We start from the raw sequence: 18,782 nt of genomic DNA on the forward strand, positions 1-18,782 counted from the left end.
GGGTCGCGCTACCAGGCGGCAGAAAGGCACGGGCCGTGGCATCCACGGTCACCTCCGAGCCGTCGAACGACTCGTCGGCATCCTCCCGCCCGGGATACGGGCAGCTGCTGCGCACCCGCCGCGCATGGACGTTCCTGCTGCCCGGCTTCGCGGCGCGCCAGCCGTTCGCGATGCTCACCATCTCCATCGTGCTGCTCGTGCAGCACACCACCGGCTCGTACGGCGCGGCGGGCGCCGCCGCGGCCGTCACCGGCGTCTCCATGGCGCTGTGCGCTCCCTACGGCGGGCGCCTCGCGGACCGCTACGGGCAGCGCGCCGTGCTGATCCCCGGCGTGCTGGTGCACACGCTGTCGGCGCTCACGCTGACGGCGCTCGCGCTGGCGCACGCGCCCCTGTGGGCGCTGTTCGCGGCAGCCGTGCCCACCGGCGCCTCCGTCCCGCAGATCGGCCCGATGGTCCGCGCCCGCTGGGGCGTGACCCTGAAGGGCTCACCCCTGATGACCACCGCGGCGGCCTTCGAGTCCGTCACGGACGAGCTCACCTTCGTCGTCGGCCCGCTGCTGGCGACGGCCCTGTGCACCGCCGTGAACCCGGCCGCCGGCCTGGTGACCGAGGCCTCGCTCACCCTGCTCGGCGGCCTGCTGTTCGCCGCGCAGAAGAGCACGCAGCCCCCGGTCGCCCACGACCGGCACGCGCGCGTGCAGCACGTCTCGGCCCTGCGCGTCCCGGGCGTGCGCGTACTGGTCGTGACCTTCCTGGGCATCGGATCCGTCTTCGGCGGCATGCAGGTGTCGCTGGCCGCGTTCACCGAGTCGATCGGCGAGCCCGGCCTGAACGGCGTCCTGTACGGCACCTTCGCCGCCGGCAACATGCTCTCCGGCCTGGTCTGCGGCGCCGTCGCCTGGAAGGCGGCCCCGCAGCACCGCCTCGTCCTCGGGTACGGCGCACTGGCGCTGACGGCCTCCGGCCTGTGGGCCGCGCACTCCGTGCTCGTGCTGGCCGGCCTCGGCCTCCTGGTCGGCATGTGCATCGCGCCCGCGCTGATCACCGGTTACACCCTGGTCGAGAACCTGGTCCCGGCCGGGGCGCGCACCGAGGCGTTCACCTGGCTCACCGGCGCGGTCGCGCTCGGCCAGGCGGCCGCCGTCACGGTCGCCGGACAGCTGGAGGACCGCTTCTGGGACGGCGCCGGGTTCCTGGTGCCCATGGGCGGCACCCTGCTGGCCCTGGCGACCCTGCTGGCCCTGCGTTCCCGGCTGGTGACGCACCCCCGGAGCCGTACCGTCGCACGTGGCGTCGGTCACCGCGTGCCGGTGACAGTGGACTGATCCCGAGGAATACGTCACTATGGACCGTCGTTAGCACTCATTGAGTGAGAGTGCCAGGAGGAAGACAGTGCCGACCTACCAGTACCAGTGCACCGAGTGCGGCGAGGGCCTCGAGGCGGTGCAGAAGTTCACCGACGACGCCCTGACCGAGTGCCCCAACTGCGGTGGCCGCCTCAAGAAGGTGTTCTCCGCGGTCGGCATCGTCTTCAAGGGCTCCGGCTTCTACCGCAACGACAGCCGCGGCTCCTCGTCGAGCAGCTCGCCGTCGTCGTCCAAGTCGTCGACGTCCTCGGCCTCGTCCTCGTCGTCCTCCTCGGACACGAAGTCGTCGAGCACCGGCAGCTCCGCCGCCGGCACCTCCGCCGCGTAAGACTTCCTCCCGGGACCCTGCCGTCGTGCGACGACAGGGTCCTCGGCGTTTGCGGAGGCGGGGCCGTTCGCGGAGGCGGGAAGCGATTCCGGAGCCGGGAACAGGGTGCGTTCGATTCCGGCTACTGTGCTGGTCATGGCGAACGCAGAGATCGGCGTAATCGGCGGCTCGGGCTTCTACTCGTTCCTCGACGACGTGACCGAGATCCAGGTGGACACCCCGTACGGACCACCCAGCGACTCCGTCCTCCTCGGCGAGATCGCCGGCCGGCGGGTCGCCTTCCTGCCCCGGCACGGACGCGGCCACCATCTGCCGCCCCACCGCATCAACTACCGCGCCAACCTGTGGGCGCTGCGCTCGGTCGGAGTGCGCCAGGTCCTCGGGCCGTGCGCGGTGGGCGGTCTGCGCCCCGAGTACGGGCCCGGCACGCTGCTCGTCCCCGACCAGATGGTCGACCGTACGAAGTCGCGGGTGGGGACGTACTTCGACGGACTGCCGCTGCCCGACGGCTCGGTGCCCAACGTGGTGCACGTGTCGCTGGCCGATCCCTACTGCCCCGCCGGCCGCTCGGCGGCGCTGAAGGCGGCGCGAGGCCGGGACTGGGAGCCGGTGGACGGCGGGACGCTGGTCGTGATCGAGGGACCACGGTTCTCGACCCGTGCCGAATCGTTGTGGCACCAGGCGCAGGGCTGGTCGGTGGTCGGTATGACGGGCCACCCGGAGGCGGCGCTCGCCCGCGAACTCGAGCTCTGTTACACCTCGTTGACCCTCGTCACCGACCTGGACGCGGGCGCCGAGAGCGGCGAGGGCGTCTCGCACGAGGAGGTGCTGCGGGTGTTCTCGGCGAACGTGGACCGGCTGCGCGGGGTGCTGTTCGACACGGTGGCGGCGCTGCCCGCGAACGCCGAGCGGGACTGCCTGTGCACGAAGGCGCTGGGCGGCCTGAACCCGGGGTTCGACCTGCCGTAGCCGGGGCCGGAAGGAAAGACGCGGGAGGCGGAACTCATCGTTCGAGTGAGGGAGTTTTCCACAACCCCTGGGTGATCCACCGGCTCCTGCGAGCGGCGGCGCGAAGGCCCATCGTGGCTTCGCACACCGATTCCTCGTCGCTGGTGGTGATCCCGTGTCCCTTTCTCCGTCGCCTCCCTCTCCCTTCGCCCATCCGTCGCCATCCGAGTCCCCGCCCTCGTCCCCGTCCCGCTCCGCTTCGCGCCCGCCCGGCACGGACGCTCCCGCGACCTGCGAGGTGCCGCTGTTCGCTCCCGTGCGGGTGCGCGGCGGGCGCTGTCGGCTGCGGCGGCTCGTCCACAGCCGCAGGCGTGCCCTGGCGCTCGCTCTCGCCGTCACCGCCGCCGCGCTCGTGGCGGCGGGGCCGGAGGACGCAGGCGCGTCCCGCGGGCACCCGGACGGGGGCGCGCACGCCCGCGCGCAAGCCCCGACGGGCGACCCCGTACGCCGTCGTCCCACCACCGACACTGCCGAGGCCGTCGAGGCGCCGGTGCGGATCGCCGACGCGGCCGCCGTACGGCTGTTGCGGCCCGGTGACCGGGTCGACGTCATCGCCGCCGAGCAGACGGCGGCGGGCGGTGAGGCCCGTGTGGTCGCGCGCAGGGCGCTCGTGACGAAGGTGCCCGAGCCGCTCGACGGGGCGGCCGGCGCGGCCGGCCCCGCCGCTGGGGATGTGGTCGACGGCGGCGCGCTGGTCGTGCTGTCGGTGCCGCCGCCCACCGCGGCACGCCTGGCGGGTGCGAGCGCCACGGCCCGGCTGGCGGTGACGTTGTGGTGAACCTCGTTGTTCGCGTTCTGCGCGGCATGCTGTCGAGTCGCTCGTTCGTGCCCCCGCGTTGGACACGGCGGCCTCGCCCTGACGTAGGTTGCGGAACTGTTTGTTCCCCTACCCGTTCAGACGAGGAGTGTCCCCGAGGTGAGCGAGAGCAAGAAGGAATCGAGCGTCTGGCAGGACTTCAAGGCCTTCCTGATGCGCGGGAACGTCGTCGATCTGGCAGTGGCGGTGGTGATCGGCGCGGCCTTCACGAACATAGTCAACTCGGTGGTGAAGGGCATCATCAACCCGCTGGTCGGCGCCTTCGGCACCAAGAACCTGGACAGCTACAGCTCCTGCCTCAAGGGTCCCTGCACCGGTACCGGCGACGCGGCGACGGGCGTCCGGATCCTGTGGGGCTCGGTCCTGGGCGCGACACTCAGCTTTGTGATCACGGCGGCGGTCGTCTACTTCCTGATGGTGCTGCCCATGTCGAAGTACCTGGCGAGGCAGGAGGCGCGCCGGAAGGCACGGGAGAGCACGCACGAGGCCATCGAGGTGACCGAGTTGGAGGTGCTCAAGGAGATCCGCGACGCGCTGGTCGCGCAGCGGGGCTCGGGGCACAACGAGCCGTAGCGGCGACGGTCGTCCGCGGAACCCGGCGAGCGTGGGCCCGCTGTGCCCGGCGGCTTCAGAGGTGGTGGGGCGGCTTCTCGTCGAGGAAGCGCCTGAGGTCGGCCGCGCTGTCGCCGCCGGCTCCCGGCCGCTCGCCCCACCCACGGTCCGTGTCGTCCGAGGACTGCTGGTCCAGCGGGTCGTCGAAGATCAGCGCGGCCTTCGGCTCGCGCGGCTCGGGGGCGGAGGGGGTGCTCATGCGTCCAGGGTACGGCCCCGGGACCGCCCCTGACGGGGCCCGTGCCGACGGACCACCGACCGCGCGCCCGCGCCTCGGCCTCGTCCAGCCGGTGGAGGAGCAGGCCGTCGGCGCGCCGGTGGAGGAGCAGGGCGTCGGCGCGCGTGACCTCGCCGAGGAAGACGGCGGAGGCTGCTACCGATCACGACAGGGCGTCGACGGCGGGCGGCCACGAACTCGTGCGTGCCGCCTGGCCCTCGGGTTCGCCGACAGTACTGACCCTCCTGCGCGCGGGCGTCCCTGTGCAAGGTACACAGGCGGTTATCTGATGTGCTGGGACCCGTGACGACCAAGCCCCGCTCCGCCGCCCTCCTCCTCCGGCGGGCCCACGCGTCGCGGGCTTCGAGTGCGACGGTGTGACACCCGCTGTCCGCGCGTGCGCGGGGTGAGACTGGCTCCCATGACAGTTGACGCTCTGACGGACGTCGCCGGCCTGCGGGTGGGTCATGCGACGCGCACCGGCGACGGTTGGCTCACCGGCACCACGGTCGTGCTCGCTCCGGCGGGTGGGGCCGTCGCCGCCGTGGACGTGCGCGGCGGTGGCCCCGGCACGAAGGAGACCGATGCCCTGGACCCGCGCAACCTGGTGCAGCGCGTCGAGGCGATCGTGCTGACCGGTGGCAGCGCCTACGGGCTCGACGCGGCGTCCGGGGTGATGGCCTGGCTGGAGGAGCAGGGGCGCGGGGTGCCCGTCGGCACGGACCCGGCGCACGTCGTACCGGTCGTACCCGCCGCCTGCGTCTTCGACCTGGGACGCGGCGGCGACTTCCGGGCCCGCCCGGACGCGGCCACGGGCCGGGCCGCGGTCGAGGCGGCCGCGGCGAGTGAGCCCGGCGCGCGCGTGCCGGAGGGATGCGTGGGTGCCGGAACGGGCGCCGCGGTCGGGCCGATGAAGGGCGGGGTGGGCACTGCCGGCACCGTGCTCGACTCGGGGATCACCGTGGCCGCCCTGGTCGTGGCCAACGCGGTGGGATCCGTGATGGACCCCGAAACGGGCGTGCTGTACGGCGAGTTGTTCCAGGGGCGTGTGGAATATCCGGAGGGGCGCGTGCACGACGCCGCGCGCCGGCGCCTCGCGGAGAGTGCTGCGAAGAGCGCGCCCGCTCCCCTGAACACGACGCTCGCGGTGGTCGCCACCGACGCGGACCTGACGAAGGCGCAGGCGCAGAAGCTGGCGGGCACGTCGCACGACGGCATCGCACGCGCCGTGCGCCCGGTGCACCTCCTGCACGACGGGGACACGGTGTTCGCGCTGGCGACGGGCGCGCATCCGCTCACGCCCGCGCACCCGCTCGCACTGAACGACATCCTCGCGGCGGGCGCGGACATGGTGACGCGCGCGATCGTGCGGGCCGTGCGCGCCGCGGAGTCGGTCGAGTCCGCGGGCGGGCAGTGGCCGTCGTACACGGAGTTGTACGGCGACCGCCGGTAGCGCGCCGCCAAGAGTGCTTCGAGAACAGGCGATTGTCCCGGTTCTGTCACGCGATGGCGTCCATGGCGCACGGAGGGAACCCCTCCGTGCGCCGAGCTCCTCTTCCTCCACGTACTGGAGCGGACCAACGCACATCACATGAAGCTGGAGCAGCCCGTGACAACGCCGGACATAGCAGCGCGGCGCGTACTGGGGGCCTGTGCCGTCCTGGTGGTCGGCGCCCTCACCCTGACAGCCTGCGGTGGCAACGCCACCGCCAAGAACGACGACGACAAGGGCGGGAAGGACGCCGCCAGGACGTCCACCGCGAAGATCGTCATCTCGGCCGAGGACGGATCGACGGGGGCGTCGATCAACACGACCGGCGTGAAGGTGAGCGACGGCGAGCTCACCGGCGTGAAGATGACGGTGGCAGGGACGGGCCAGGTGGTGGAGGGCTCGGTGTCGGGCGACGGCCGCAGCTGGAAGCCCAAGGAGCAGCTGGAGCGGGGAACGAAGTACGAGATATCCGCGACGGCGAAGGACGCGAACGGGCGGACGGCCGCCGCCAACTCCATCTTCACCACGGTCACTTCGGCCAACAGCTTCATCGGGACGTACACGCCGGACAACGGGACGACGGTCGGCGTCGGGATGCCCGTGTCGTTCACCTTCGACAAGGTGATCAGCGACAGGAAGGCCGTGCAGTCGCACATCACGGTGACGTCCAGCAGCGGGCAGAAGGTGGTCGGGCACTGGTTCGGGGCGCAGCGGCTCGACTTCCGGCCCGAGGAGTACTGGAAGGCCGGCTCCAAGGTCACGATGAAGATCGACCTGGACGGCGTGGAGGGCGCGAACGGCGTCTACGGGGTGCAGAAGAAGACGGTGACCTTCACCGTCGGGCGCTCGCAGGTGTCGACGGTGGACGTCGACACGCAGACCATGACGGTGGTGCGGGACGGCCGGACGCTGAAGCCCGTCCCGATCTCGTCGGGCAGCGCGCAGCACACCACGTACAACGGGCAGATGGTGATCTCGGAGAAGTTCACACAGACCCGCATGAACAGCCGGACGGTCGGCCTGGGCGGCGAGTACGACATCCCGGACGTGCCGCACGCGATGCGGCTGACGACGTCCGGCACCTTCATCCACGGCAACTACTGGTACAACCGGGGCAACCCGCCGTTCGGACGCGAGGGCACCAGCCACGGCTGCGTCGGGCTCGCGGACGTACAGGGCGCGCAGGGTGACACGCCCGCCAAGTGGTTCTACGACAACTCGCTCATCGGTGACGTGGTGATCGTCAAGAACTCTCCGGACAAGACGGTGGCTCCGGACAACGGGCTCAACGGGTGGAACATGGCGTGGAGCGAGTGGATCGCCGGGAGCGCCGCGTGAGGGGGCGGCAAACCGGTCGGAGCGGCTGGGTGACGAGTGAGTCCGGTGACTGCCGGCGCGGCTGACGGAACCCGGCCGTTCTGGCGGAACAGGCCGCTGACCGGCTGTTTCTGACGGATCCTCGGGCCGTGCGGGAACTTTTCGCGCGGCCCGCGCGTTTTCCCGGCGTACGTTTTCTCGGTTCCCGGACATGATGTCCGGCCGAGAGGCTACGGTATGCACCCACAAGGTGACATGCAGCAACGCCGGGAGAAACCTTGAGCGTTCCGTACGAGACGGCAGCGCACGAACCAGCCGAGTCGCCCGAGACTCCGGACGTACACCTCGAGCGGCTCCTCGGTCGCGCCCTGAACTCGTTCGAGCTGCCCGACGACACGATAAGGCGGCTCGACTGCGCCCTGGCGCACGACAGCTCGCTGCACTCCGCGCACCACAGCGCGGGGCTGCACCGCGAGACGTACCGGCACACCTGGCTGCTGGCAGACGGCTCCGCGCTCACCCTGTGGGAGCTCGTCCACAATCCCGAGCCGGGCAGCGAGCCGCAGCACGAGGTGTACGTCGACGAGGAGGAGCTGCACGCCGCCACGGCCCGGCTGCCGCTGCCGCCGGACGCGCCCGACTTCGAGCTGCCGGTGTTCGCCCAGCTGTCGCCGATCCCCGCGCCGCGGCATGTGTACGTGCCGGACGACTCGGCGGACCACGCGCGCCGGCTGCTGCGCCGCGCGGAGAACGCCGACAGGCCCGGCCCGGACACGGCGACGCTGCTGCGGACGGCGTTCGCGCACCAGATCACGCAGGCGTTCGGTCGCCCGTGCCGCGCGGGGCGCATCGGTCTGGGCTTCGCGCTCTACGAGCACGCGTTCCTGCTCCGCGACGGCCAGGAGATCTCCCTGTGGGAGGTCGAGCACACGGCGACGCCCGACGGGCGGCACATGTGCGAGGTGTATCCGTCGGAGGACGCGGCCCGGGAGGCGATGGAGCGGCGGGCGGCGCAGGTCTCCTGACGCCGGGCGCGCTCAGCGTCCGCTGCGGGCGCGCTCAGCGTCCGCTGCTGAGTCGGCGTACGAGGCCCGCGAAGGCGGCCTGTTCCGCCGGGGTCAGTTGCACGGTCTCCAGGTGCGGGCCGACCTGGCGTTGGCGCGGGAGGGCGGGAAGGGCGGGGAAGGGATGGAAGGCTTCCCTCGCCGGGTGGTGTACGCCGGCTCCCCGGCGTCGTATGCGCGCCCCTGAACGCAATCCGCCTGCCCCAGGGCGCGCCCTGTCCGCCTTTGAGCGCCGTGTGCGCCCTTCAGAGCGGCGCGCGCCGGTCTCGAAGCCCCCTGTGCCGGCTGCGCCCCCTCGGCTGCGGCGCAGAACGCGGGTGAGGCCGACCAGCCAGGCGGCGCACGCCAGGGCGAGGAGGGCCACGCCCACCGGTTGGGGGATCGAGAGGTGCTCGGGCATGCGCACCAGTAGACACGACGGTCCGGGACGTTGGTCCCGGACCGTGACGTATCTCGCAGGTGGTGCAGGTCGCACTAATGCCCCATGTGGCGCGAAGGAGTTGGGAACCGTGCACAGCGCGCCAAAAGGGCGAGCGGTCGGCCGCAGCCCTGTCCCGCGAGGGCTGTGACCGGCCGCTCCGGCAGGAACTTCGCCGCTATGCCGCCACCGGCTGCTTCTTCTCCGCCGCCGTGGCGGCCGCGCCGCTCTCCGCTCCGGGGGCCGTGGCGCCGGGGGCCGGCTTGCGCAGGCCCTTGAGGATGACGACCAGGGCCGTCGTGACGCACACACCGGCCGCGATGGCGATCAGGTAGAGGAACGGGTTGCCGATCAGCGGGACCACGAAGATGCCGCCGTGGGGGGCGCGCAGGGTGGCGCCGAAGGCCATCGACAGGGCGCCGGTGACCGCGCCGCCCACCATCGAGGAGGGGATCACGCGCAGCGGGTCGGCCGCGGCGAACGGGATCGCGCCCTCGGAGATGAAGGAGGCGCCCAGGACCCAGGCGGCCTTGCCGTTCTCACGCTCGGTCTGTGTGAAGAGCTTGCCGCGCACGGTCGTCGCCAGTGCCATCGCCAGCGGCGGGACCATGCCGGCCGCCATGACCGCGGCCATGACCTTCATCGCGGAGTCGCTGGGGTCGGCGACGGCGATGCCGGCGGTGGCGAAGGCGTAGGCGACCTTGTTGACGGGACCGCCGAGGTCGAAGCACATCATCAGGCCGAGCAGGACGCCGAGCAGGATGGCGTTGCTGCCGGAGAGACCGTCGAGCCAGTCCGTCATGCCCTTCTGGGCCTCGGCGATGGGCTTGCCGATCACGACGAACATCAGGAAACCGACGACGATCGAGGAGACCAGCGGGATCACGACCACCGGCATGATGCCGCGCAGCACCGGCGGGATCTTGATTCGCTGGATCGCGAGGACCACGCCACCCGCCAGCAGACCGGCGACCAGGCCGCCGAGGAAGCCGGCGGCGATGGTGGAGGAGATCATTCCGCCGACGAAGCCGGGCACGAGGCCTGGCCGGTCCGCCATGCCGTAGGCGATGTATCCGGCGAGGACCGGGATGAGGAAGCCGAAGGCGACCCCGCCGATCTGGAACAGCAGGGCGGCCCAGCTGTCGACCTGGGTCCAGGAGAAGTGCTCCATGACCGAGGGCGCCTTGTTGATCTCCCAGCCGCCGATCGCGAAGCCGAGAGCGATCAGCAGACCGCCCGCGGCGACGAACGGGACCATGTAACTGACGCCCGTCATCAGCCACTTGCGGAGCTTGGTGCCGTAGCTGTCGTCGGACTCCCCGGCCCGCTCGACCGGCGTACCGCCCCTGGCGCCCGCGGTGACCTCGCCGCGCTCGGCCTTGCCGCGCACCTCCGTGATCAGTTCGGCGGGACGGTTGATGCCCGCCTTCACGCCGACGTCCACGGTGGGCTTGCCGGCGAAGCGGTCCTTCTCGCGGACGGGGACGTCGTGGGCGAAGATGACGCCGTCCGCCGCGGCGATGACAGCCGGGTCGAGCCGGGTGAAGCCGGCCGAGCCCTGGGTCTCGACGACCAGCTCGACGCCCGCCTCGCGGCCGGCGTTCTCCAGGGATTCGGCCGCCATGTAGGTGTGGGCGATACCGGTCGGGCAGGAGGTGACGGCGACGATACGGAAGGGGCGCTCGTCGGAGCCCGAGGGGGCGTCCGCGGCCGGGGCTTGCGCGCCCGGTGCGGGCGCCGTGTCAGCCGCCGTGGCGTCGCGAGAGGCCGCCCCCGACGCCACGGCGGTGTCCTTGGAGGCGCCGGCGGCGCCCTGTGCGCCCTCACCGGCGCTCTTGGTGCCTTCGTCAGCGCCGTGCGCATCCGCGCCCGCGCGCTCCTCAGCGCCGTGCGCGCCCGCGCCCGTGCCCTCGTTCGCGCTGGCCGCGTCCTCGTCCGCCCCGGCAGCGGTGCCCTCCGCGGGCGCCGTAGCCGCGGTGGCCGCCTCGTCGCCCCGGATCAGCGCCGCCGCGGCTCCCGCGTCCTCCACCGACCGCAGCGCGGAGGTGAAGTCGGTGTTCATCAACTGGCGGGCCAGGGACGACAGGATCGTGAGGTGGGCGTCGTCGGCGCCGGCGGGGGCGGCGATCAGGAAGATCAGGTCGGCGGGGCCGTCCGGGGCGCCGAAGTCGATGCCGGGGGCGCTGCGCCCGAAGGCGAGCGTCGGCTCGGTGACGTGGGTGCTGCGGCAGTGCGGGATGCCGATGCCGCCGTCGAGGCCGGTCGGCATCTGGGCCTCGCGGGCGGCCACGTCGGCGAGGAAGCCCTCCAGGTCGGTCACCCGGCCCTGGGCCACCATGCGTTCGGCGAGGGATCGCGCCGCCGCTTCCTTGGTGTCGGCGGACAGGTCGAGGTCGACCAGGTCCGCGGTGATCATGTCGCTCATCGCGGGCTCCTTCGCACGCGTATCGCCCGGAGTGTGGGGTGGGCGGGGGAGGGGACGGGGGTGCAGTGGGGGGCGGGGTGGGGCGGGAGGGGGGAAGCAGGGGGCGCGGAGACGGGGTCGGGGAAACCCCGCCTCCGCGGGGCGGCAGAGCGGCTCAGGTGGCCCTGCCTCCCGTCTGCCGTGGCGAGTAACGGGGCGCCTCGCCGTTTCGGGGCCGGTGACGTGAGCGCCTCGGCAGGCACGTCGGGGTTGACGAGGAGGGTCATGACACCGGCTCCTTCAGTTCGCGGTTCACCGGCACCTCCGCCGTGACCGTCACCGCCGCCGGGTCCAGGTCGGCCGGGGTCGGCATCACGCTGCCGGGCAGCTGGACGGCGGCCGCGCCGTGCGCGACGGCGGAGGCGAGCGCCTGCGGGCCGCTGCCGCCGGCGATGAGGAAGCCGGCGAGGGAGGAGTCGCCCGCTCCCACATTGCTGCGGACGACGTCGACGCGTGCGGAGGCGAACCAGGTGCCCGCGTCCTCCACGAGGAGTTGTCCGTCGGCGCCGAGGCTCGCGAGCACGGCGCGTGCGCCCATCTCGCGCAGCTCCTCGGCCGCCTTCACCGCGTCGCCCACGGTCGCCAGGGGGCGCCCGACGGCCTCCGCGAGCTCCTCGGCGTTCGGCTTCACCACGTCGGGCTGCTCGCGCAGCGCTTCGAGCAGCGCGCGCCCCGAGGTGTCGAGCGCGATCCGCGCGCCTCCGGCGTGCGCCCGCGCGACCACATCGGCGTACCAGGACGGCGCGAGCCCTCGGGGCAGGCTGCCGCAGCAGGCGATCCAGTCGGCGTCGTGCGACTGTTCACGCACCGTCTCCAGCAGCAGTTCCTGCTCGGCGGACGTCAGCTCCGGCCCGGGCGCGTTGATCTTCGTGAGCACTCCGTCCGACTCCGCGAGCGCGATGTTCGAGCGGGTGGCTCCGGCGACCGGGACCGGCGCGACCTCGATGCCTTGCGCGTCGAGCAGGTCGGCGACGAGCGCCCCCGGCGCACCACCCAGAGGCAGGACGGCGACCGTGCGCCGTCCGGCGGCCGCGACGGCGCGCGAGACGTTGACGCCCTTGCCGCCGGGGTCCATGCGTTCGCCGGTGGCGCGGATGACCTCGCCGCGCTCCAGCGCGGGGACCTCGTAGGTGCGGTCGAGGGACGGGTTGGGGGTGACGGTGAGGATCATGCGCGCACTACTTCCGTGCCGCCGCGCTCGATGGCGGCCGCGTCGTCGGGGCTCAGACCGCTGTCGGTGATCAGCAGGTCCACGTCGCTCAGGTCGCCGAAGCGGGCGAAGTGCTCCTGGCCGTGCTTGGAGGAGTCGGCGAGCAGCACCACCCGGCGGGCCGCGGCGATCGCCGCGCGCTTGACCGCGGCCTCGGCGAGGTCGGGGGTGGTCAGGCCGTGCTCGGTGGAGAAGCCGTTGGCGGCGACGAACAGGACGTCGGCGCGGATCTCCCCGTATGCGCGGAGCGCCCAGGCGTCCACGGCGGCGCGCGTGCGGTGCCGTACGCGCCCCCCGACGAGGTGGAGTTGCATGCCGGGGTGGTCCGCGAGGCGGGCCGCGATGGGCAGGGAGTGGGTGACGGCGGTGAGCGAGGCCTCCAGAGGGAGGGCGGCGGCCAGGCGGGCGACCGTTGTGCCGGCGTCGAGGATCATCGTGCCCTCGGACGGCAGCTCGGTGAGGGCCGCCTTGGCGATGCGGTCCTTCTCGTCGGCGGAGGTGGACTCGCGTTCGGCGAGGTCCGGCTCGAAGTCGAGGCGTCCGACCGGGATGGCGCCGCCGTGCACGCGGCGGACGAGGCCGGCGCGGTCGAGGGCCTTCAGGTCGCGGCGGATGGTCTCCGCCGTGACCTGGAACTCCTCGGCCAGCGACAGGACATCCACCCGGCCGCCGTCACGGGCGAGCCGCAGGATCTCCTGCTGCCGCTCCGGTGCGTACATGTCCGTCGCCTCCGACTCATGTCCGACTCATGTCCGGCCGATGCCCGACTGTTTCCGACTCATGCCCGAACTTGTGGTTTCTCCTCGGAGGCTACGCCCGGATTTCCAGAAAGTAAACAGGTTCGGGCCTTATTCGGGCATGAACGGACTTCAGGCCCTGGCAGGGCATGCCGAAGGGCCCGGCACCGGGAGCGGCGCCGGGCCCTTCGGCGGGCCCTCGGGCCCTGGGCTTCGTCCGGGTCGGCCTTCGGCCGCCCTTGAGTCGGCCTTGGATCGCCCTCGGATCGTCCTTCGGTCAGCCCACCAGTTCGGGCTCACGCCCCTGTGCAGTGGACTCCTGCCCAGCCGGCGTCTCCCCACTCGGCTTCTCCGCGGAACGCTCCTCCCCGGAGCCCCCCGCTTCCGCCCCCGCCCCCGCGCCTTCCACATGCTGCGCCGGCCGCTTCGGCAGGGCGAACATCAGCAGGAAGATGACGGCCATCACCGCGGCCACCCAGCCCAGCGCGTACCGGAAGGCCTCCGCGAACTCCGGGCCGATCCGGACCGGGGTCAGCCGTTCGCCGATCCGCCCGAAGAAGACGACGGACACCAGACCGAGGCCGAGCGCGTTGCCCATCTGCTGCACGGTGTTGATGAGCCCGGACGCCGAGCCGGCGTGCTCACGCGGCACCTCCGACAGCACGGCGTCCGTCAGCGGGGCGACGATCAGGCCCATGCCGACGCCCATCACGACCAGCGGCAGCGCCATCTGCCAGGAGGCGATGCCGAGGCCGTACCGCTCGGACTCCCAGATGTAGAGCAGGACGCCGACGGCCATGGCCAGGGCACCCGCCTGGAGCACCTTGCGGCCGAAACGCGGGACCAGCTTCTGCACGGACAGACCGGCGGCCGTCGACACGGCGAGGGAGAACGGGATGCCGGTCAGGCCGGCGCGCAGGGGGCTCCAGCCGAGGCCCTCCTGCATGTACAGCGTCCAGACCAGGAAGAAGACGCCGAGGCCGACACCGAAGACCGTCTGCACCGCGATGCCCGCCGCGAAGCTCTTCACCCGGAAGAGGGAGAGCTCGATCAGCGGCGAGCCGTCCCGCGCGCCCTTGCGCCGCTCGTACGCGACGAGCGCCCCGAACACGCCGAGCGCGCCGGCCATCGAGACGTACCCCCACAGCGGCCAGCCCAGCTCGCGGCCGCGGGTGAGCGGGTAGAGCAACATCAGCAGGCCCAGCGTCACGAGGACGACGCCGACGAGGTCCAGCTTCAGCGCCTTCGGCGCGCGGGACTCGGTGATGAAGCGGCTGCCGAGGATCAGGCCCGCGATGCCGACGGGCAGGTTGATGAGGAAGATGGGCCGCCACTCCAGCCCGAACAGGTTCCACTCCGTCAGCAGAGCGCCGAGCAGCGGACCGGAGACGGCTCCCAGCCCCACGATCGCGCCGAAGAGCCCGAACACCTTGCCGCGTTCGTGCGCCGGGAAGGTGGCGTGCACGATCGACAGCACCTGCGGCACCATCAGCGCCGCCATGGCGCCCTGCAGGATGCGGGAGGCGACGAGCATCTCCGGGTTCGCGGCGAAGCCGCACAGCGCGGACGCGACGGTGAAGCCGCCGATGCCGACGAGGAACAGCCGCTTACGGCCGTGGATGTCGCCGAGGCGGCCGCCGGTGATGAGGCCCGCGGCGAAGGCGAGCGCGTAGCCGGCGGTGATCCACTGGATCTGGCTCCAGGAGGCGCCCGCGTCCTGCCGGATGGACGGGATGGCGATGTTGACGATCGTGACGTCGACGAGGTCCATGAAGGCCGCGGTCATCACGATCGCCAGGGCGAACCAGCGGCGGCGGTCTCCAGCGGCGTTCTCAGCGCTGTGCTCACCGGCGTTTCCCGTGGCGCTCTCGGGGTTCTCACCGGCGTGTCCGGTGTTCCCACCGGCGGTGGGCGTGGTCTCGGTAGAAGTCATGCTGCGACGCTAGAAGGGCATTAGGTCAGACTGTGTCCTAGAGGTGCGGCATCCTCGGAAGCATGACGACGGACACCCCGGCACGGCTGCTGCAGTTGCTCTCCCTCCTCCAGACGCCCCGTGAGTGGCCCGGTGGCGAGCTCGCCGAGCGGCTCAGCGTGTCCCGCCGTACGGTCCGGCGGGACATCGACCGACTCCGTGAGCTGGGCTATCCCGTGCAGGCGACCAAGGGCTCGGACGGCGGGTACCGGCTGGTCGCCGGCAAGGCCATGCCACCGCTCGTCCTCGACGACGAGGAGGCGGTGGCGATCGCGGTCGGTCTGCGCGCGGGCGCCGGGCACGCCGTGGAGGGGGTGGACGAGGCGTCCGTACGGGCCCTCGCCAAGCTGGAACAGGTCCTGCCGTCCCGGCTCCGCCACCGCGTCTCCACACTCCAGGCGGCGACCACCCCGCTGACCAGCGGCGACGGAGCGAGCATCGCGCCCGAGACACTGACTGTCATGGCTTCGACGGTGGCCGGACGGGAGCGGCTGCGCTTCGCCTACCGGGCGAAGGACGGCACGGAGTCACGACGGCTGACCGAGCCGTACCGGCTGGTGTCGACGGGACGCCGCTGGTACCTCGTCGCCTACGACCTCGAACGCGAGGACTGGCGCACGTTCCGCGTCGACCGTGTCCGCGAGCCGTTCGCCACCGGGGTGCGGTTCGCTCCACGGGAGGTACCGAAGGGCGATCCGGCGGAGTACCTGCGGCAGTCGATCCAACGGCGCCAGGAGACGTACGAGTTCGATGTCGCGTTCGCCGCGCCGGCGGAGTACGTGGCGGGGCGGATGCCGGCGTGGTTCGGGAGCCCGGTGGAGCAGGAGGGCGGGTGTTCGCTGCGCGGGGTCACCGGTGATCCGGTGGAGTGGCTGGCGGTGCGGCTGGCGATGGTGGGGTGCGAGTTCTCGGTGCGGGGGCCGGGTGAGCTGGTGGACTGCGTACGGGAGTTGGGCGGGCGGATGGCGAGGGCGGGCGCCACCGGACGACCCCACTGAGCCCCTGCTCCTCCCCCGCCGGGTCCGCCGAGCTCTTCGCCTCTCCCTCCCTCGGCCCCGGCCAAGCGCCTCACCCCTGCGCCTCACCCCTCCCCTCCACCCACCCGAACCCGCGCAACGCCTCAAGATTGCGCAACGCCAACTCCGCCGGACCCCCCGCACCGCTCGGCGGGCTGTCCGTCATGGCCCAGCTCTCCACGGCCACCCTGACCGCGGCACTCGCGACCGCCGCCGTGAAGCGTTGACGGGGCGTGGGGGAGGAAGCGGACGCCGGCTCGGCACGGTTCGCGGAAGCCGACCCAGCACGGCTCGCGGAAGCCGACCCGGCACCGTTCGCGGAAGCCGGCTCGGCACCGTTCGCGGAAGCCGGCTCGGCACCGTTCGCGGGAACCGACCCGGCACCGTTCGCGGGAACCGCCTCGGCAACGTTGTCAGCACCGAAGGTGCGCCCCTTGAGCACCTCCGCGAGTGCTCCCTCCGACGCGTGGCAGACCTCGGCCCAGACCTTGCCCAGGGCGGGACTGGCCGTCGCCAGGCGGATCAGGGTGCGGGCCCACTCCCACGAGGCCGCCGACACTCCGGCGCCGGGGGTCAGGGTGTGCCGTACGGCGTGTTCCAGGGCCTCTGGCAGCGGCAGTTCCGCGGGGGCCGCGCGTACCGCCTCCGCCCAGCGCTGGGCGCCTGCCGCGTAGAGGGGGGCGACGGCCTCCTCCTTGGTGGCGAAGTACCGGTAGAAGGTGCGCGGGGCGATGCCGGCGGCCTGGGCGATGTCCTCGGCGCGGGTGGCCTTCAGGCCGTGTTTCACGAAGAGGCGGGCCGCTGCCTTGGCGATCTCCATCCTGGTCGCCGCTTTGCGTCGCTCCGTCAGCGAAGTCGGGGCGGGCGGCGTTCCGGGGGAGGGCAGTGGTGCTGGGGTGGAGCTGGTCACATCGGCAGGCTATGCCCATGTGGCAGAATCTGCCATTCGGGCGGGTCACCCCGTGGTTCAGGTACGGGGTGCCCCGCCTCCAGCATGCCCACAGGCCGGGCCCAGCGCCCGTCGGCCCTCCCTCGCCCCTCCCCCAGCCGCTCCGCCCGCTCCCGCTGAGTCATGTGCGGCAGCAATCAGCCGCCTCGCCTCCGCGCCTCGACCGCACGAGAGGAGCCGGGCCCCGGCGCCTGGGGGGAAGGCGCCGAAGCCCGGCTCGGGAAGTCCCGGCGCCGGGGGGGGGATTGCGTCGGGACTTGGTCCAGGGTGTGCTGGTCCAAGGCGTGCTGGTCCAGAGTGTGCACAGACCCACGGCGTTCACGGGTCCGGGGTGTTCATGGGCCCAAGGCGTTCACAGCTGCAGGGTGTTCTGACGTTCCGGGTGAAGCGGAGCGATCGCTGGAACAGTGCTCTGTCCGTGCTCTCACGCAAGGGCTTCGGGGTCCGGCGGTTCCGAACTCCCGTGCCCTGAAGTCTTGTTCCCCCGTCCCGCACGTTGAAGCGGCGTTGTACCGCCATGTTTTGCGCGTACTTCAGCCACCCCGCGTACGCCGGTGGCGCGGACCCCCGCGGCTCCACGCCACCTCACGTCGCCATGCCACCGGGTCGCTCACGCCGCTGCTTCGAACCCGGTGTCCCGGGCCAGCTTCTTCAGCTCCAGCAGCGCGTGCTTCTCGATCTGCCGGATCCGCTCGCGGGTCAGCCCGTGCTCCTTGCCGACCTCGGTCAGCGTCCGCTCGCGGCCGTCCTCGATGCCGTACCGCATCTTGATGATGGAGGCCGTGCGCGGGTCGAGACGGTCGATGAGGCCGTCCAGCGCCTCGCTGCGCAGGAGGGTCAGGACGGACTGCTCCGGGGAGACCGCGGAGGTGTCCTCGAGCAGGTCGCCGAACTGGGTCTCGCCCTCGTCGTCGACCGACATGTTCAGGGAGACCGGGTCGCGGGCCCAGTCGAGCACGTCGATGACGCGCTCCGGCGTGGAGCCGAGTTCGGCGGCGATCTCGACGGGCTCGGGCTCGCGGCCGTTCTCCCGGTTGAACTCGCGCTGGACGCGGCGGATGCGGCCGAGCTCCTCCACGAGGTGGACGGGCAGCCGGATGGTGCGCGACTGGTCCGCTATCGAGCGGGTGATGGCCTGGCGGATCCACCACGTCGCGTACGTGGAGAACTTGAAGCCCTTGCGGTAGTCGAACTTCTCGACCGCGCGGACCAGGCCGGCGTTGCCCTCCTGGATCAGGTCGAGCAGGGGCAGTCCGCTGCGGGGGTAGCGGCGGGCGACCGCGACGACCAGGCGGAGGTTGGAACGGATGAAGATGTCCTTGGCGCGCTCTCCCTCGGCGACGAGCGCCTCGAGCTCCTCGCGGGAGGCGTCCGCCTTGGACTCCTCGTATCCGTCGAGGACCTGTCGCGCGAACACACCCGCCTCGATGATCTGCGACAGCTCGACTTCCTTCGCGGCGTCGAGCAGCGGTGTGCGTGCGATCTCGTCGAGGTACATGCCGACCAGATCGCGGTCGGCGATCTCGCCGCCGTGGACGCGAGCGCTGCTTGCCGCGTCGGCCGTCTCGCCGGTGGCGGACTGACGACGGGCGACGGCACGGGTTGCCATGCGTGCTCCCTTGCGATGGTGGGGTCAGCGGGTGGTCCGTGGACACCGGGCCACTACTCGGGTCCTCCCGGGACTCTCACCGGGACTCTCCTCGGGTGCCCTGCATCCGATGGAAACAACGACTGGAATCAGGACAGAATTCCCAACCCGCCCCTCATTTTTTCTGATCTTGCAGTACCCTG

The 18,782-nt window shown here is 72.1% G+C and carries 16 protein-coding genes; 9 read left to right on the top strand and 7 right to left on the bottom strand.

Annotated features, from left to right (window positions below; translation table 11 throughout):
• The first annotated feature begins 35 nt into the window (after positions 1 to 35).
• The 5 genes from IE263_RS10625 to mscL all read left to right on the top strand — a co-directional run bounded on the left by IE263_RS10625 (position 36) and on the right by mscL (position 4,096).
• Complete coding sequence (locus IE263_RS10625) at positions 36 to 1,328, top strand: MFS transporter (protein WP_189934757.1); 1,293 nt, start codon at positions 36 to 38, stop codon at positions 1,326 to 1,328.
• Positions 1,329 to 1,395: 67 nt separating this feature from the next.
• The gene (locus IE263_RS10630) at positions 1,396 to 1,698 is read left to right on the top strand and encodes an FmdB family zinc ribbon protein (RefSeq protein ID WP_189934759.1); all 303 of its coding nucleotides are present in this window, start codon (positions 1,396 to 1,398) and stop codon (positions 1,696 to 1,698) included.
• 135 nt (positions 1,699 to 1,833) lie between these two features.
• Positions 1,834 to 2,667: an S-methyl-5'-thioadenosine phosphorylase gene (locus IE263_RS10635; RefSeq protein ID WP_189934761.1), complete on the top strand. Its 834-nt coding sequence runs from the start codon at positions 1,834 to 1,836 to the stop codon at positions 2,665 to 2,667.
• Positions 2,668 to 2,821: 154 nt separating this feature from the next.
• On the top strand, positions 2,822 to 3,484 hold the full coding sequence (locus IE263_RS10640; protein ID WP_189934763.1) for an RcpC/CpaB family pilus assembly protein: 663 nt from the start codon (positions 2,822 to 2,824) through the stop codon (positions 3,482 to 3,484).
• A 138-nt stretch (positions 3,485 to 3,622) separates the two neighbouring features.
• A complete protein-coding gene (mscL, locus tag IE263_RS10645; protein WP_189934765.1) occupies positions 3,623 to 4,096 on the top strand; it encodes a large conductance mechanosensitive channel protein MscL in 474 nt (157 codons plus the stop codon).
• Positions 4,097 to 4,151: 55 nt separating this feature from the next.
• Here mscL and IE263_RS10650 read toward each other — a convergent pair whose 3' ends face one another.
• The gene (locus IE263_RS10650) at positions 4,152 to 4,334 is read right to left on the bottom strand and encodes a hypothetical protein (protein WP_189934767.1); all 183 of its coding nucleotides are present in this window, start codon (positions 4,332 to 4,334) and stop codon (positions 4,152 to 4,154) included.
• 439 nt (positions 4,335 to 4,773) lie between these two features.
• Here IE263_RS10650 and IE263_RS10655 point away from each other — a divergent pair, with 439 nt between their 5' ends.
• The 3 genes from IE263_RS10655 to IE263_RS10665 all read left to right on the top strand — a co-directional run bounded on the left by IE263_RS10655 (position 4,774) and on the right by IE263_RS10665 (position 8,186).
• Positions 4,774 to 5,805, top strand: coding sequence for a P1 family peptidase (locus tag IE263_RS10655; protein WP_189934769.1), 1,032 nt, complete (start codon positions 4,774 to 4,776; stop codon positions 5,803 to 5,805).
• A 156-nt stretch (positions 5,806 to 5,961) separates the two neighbouring features.
• On the top strand, positions 5,962 to 7,182 hold the full coding sequence (locus IE263_RS10660) for a L,D-transpeptidase (protein WP_189934771.1): 1,221 nt from the start codon (positions 5,962 to 5,964) through the stop codon (positions 7,180 to 7,182).
• A 257-nt stretch (positions 7,183 to 7,439) separates the two neighbouring features.
• Positions 7,440 to 8,186, top strand: a complete 747-nt coding sequence (locus tag IE263_RS10665) for a DUF6227 family protein (protein ID WP_189934772.1) — start codon at positions 7,440 to 7,442, stop codon at positions 8,184 to 8,186.
• A gap of 635 nt (positions 8,187 to 8,821) precedes the next feature.
• On the opposite strand, the gene IE263_RS10670 is transcribed toward IE263_RS10665, so the two are convergent.
• The 4 genes from IE263_RS10670 to IE263_RS10685 all read right to left on the bottom strand — a co-directional run bounded on the left by IE263_RS10670 (position 8,822) and on the right by IE263_RS10685 (position 14,840).
• Positions 8,822 to 11,068: a PTS fructose transporter subunit IIABC gene (locus IE263_RS10670; RefSeq protein ID WP_189934774.1), complete on the bottom strand. Its 2,247-nt coding sequence runs from the start codon at positions 11,066 to 11,068 to the stop codon at positions 8,822 to 8,824.
• 262 nt (positions 11,069 to 11,330) lie between these two features.
• Entirely contained in the window at positions 11,331 to 12,278 is a 948-nt protein-coding gene (pfkB, locus tag IE263_RS10675; RefSeq protein ID WP_189934776.1) for a 1-phosphofructokinase, read from the bottom strand.
• Positions 12,275 to 13,036, bottom strand: coding sequence for a DeoR/GlpR family DNA-binding transcription regulator (locus IE263_RS10680; protein WP_189934778.1), 762 nt, complete (start codon positions 13,034 to 13,036; stop codon positions 12,275 to 12,277). The genes pfkB and IE263_RS10680 overlap by 4 nt, the downstream gene beginning before the upstream one ends.
• A 295-nt stretch (positions 13,037 to 13,331) precedes the next feature.
• Positions 13,332 to 14,840 carry an MFS transporter gene (locus tag IE263_RS10685; RefSeq protein WP_229910930.1) on the bottom strand — a complete coding sequence of 503 codons (1,509 nt, stop codon included), beginning with the start codon at positions 14,838 to 14,840 and terminating at the stop codon, positions 13,332 to 13,334.
• A 209-nt stretch (positions 14,841 to 15,049) separates the two neighbouring features.
• Here IE263_RS10685 and IE263_RS10690 point away from each other — a divergent pair, with 209 nt between their 5' ends.
• On the top strand, positions 15,050 to 16,024 hold the full coding sequence (locus IE263_RS10690; protein WP_189934780.1) for a helix-turn-helix transcriptional regulator: 975 nt from the start codon (positions 15,050 to 15,052) through the stop codon (positions 16,022 to 16,024).
• A 70-nt stretch (positions 16,025 to 16,094) separates the two neighbouring features.
• Here the strand turns inward: IE263_RS10690 and IE263_RS10695 are convergent, their stop codons facing one another.
• Positions 16,095 to 16,862 carry a TetR/AcrR family transcriptional regulator gene (locus IE263_RS10695; RefSeq protein WP_189935344.1) on the bottom strand — a complete coding sequence of 256 codons (768 nt, stop codon included), beginning with the start codon at positions 16,860 to 16,862 and terminating at the stop codon, positions 16,095 to 16,097.
• Between the two features lie 739 nt (positions 16,863 to 17,601).
• A complete protein-coding gene (locus tag IE263_RS10700) occupies positions 17,602 to 18,600 on the bottom strand; it encodes a sigma-70 family RNA polymerase sigma factor (protein ID WP_189934782.1) in 999 nt (332 codons plus the stop codon).
• Between the last annotated feature and the right edge of the window lie 182 nt (positions 18,601 to 18,782).

Source organism: Streptomyces aurantiogriseus, from assembly GCF_014649375.1.
In the GTDB taxonomy this organism is placed as follows: domain Bacteria; phylum Actinomycetota; class Actinomycetes; order Streptomycetales; family Streptomycetaceae; genus Streptomyces; species Streptomyces aurantiogriseus.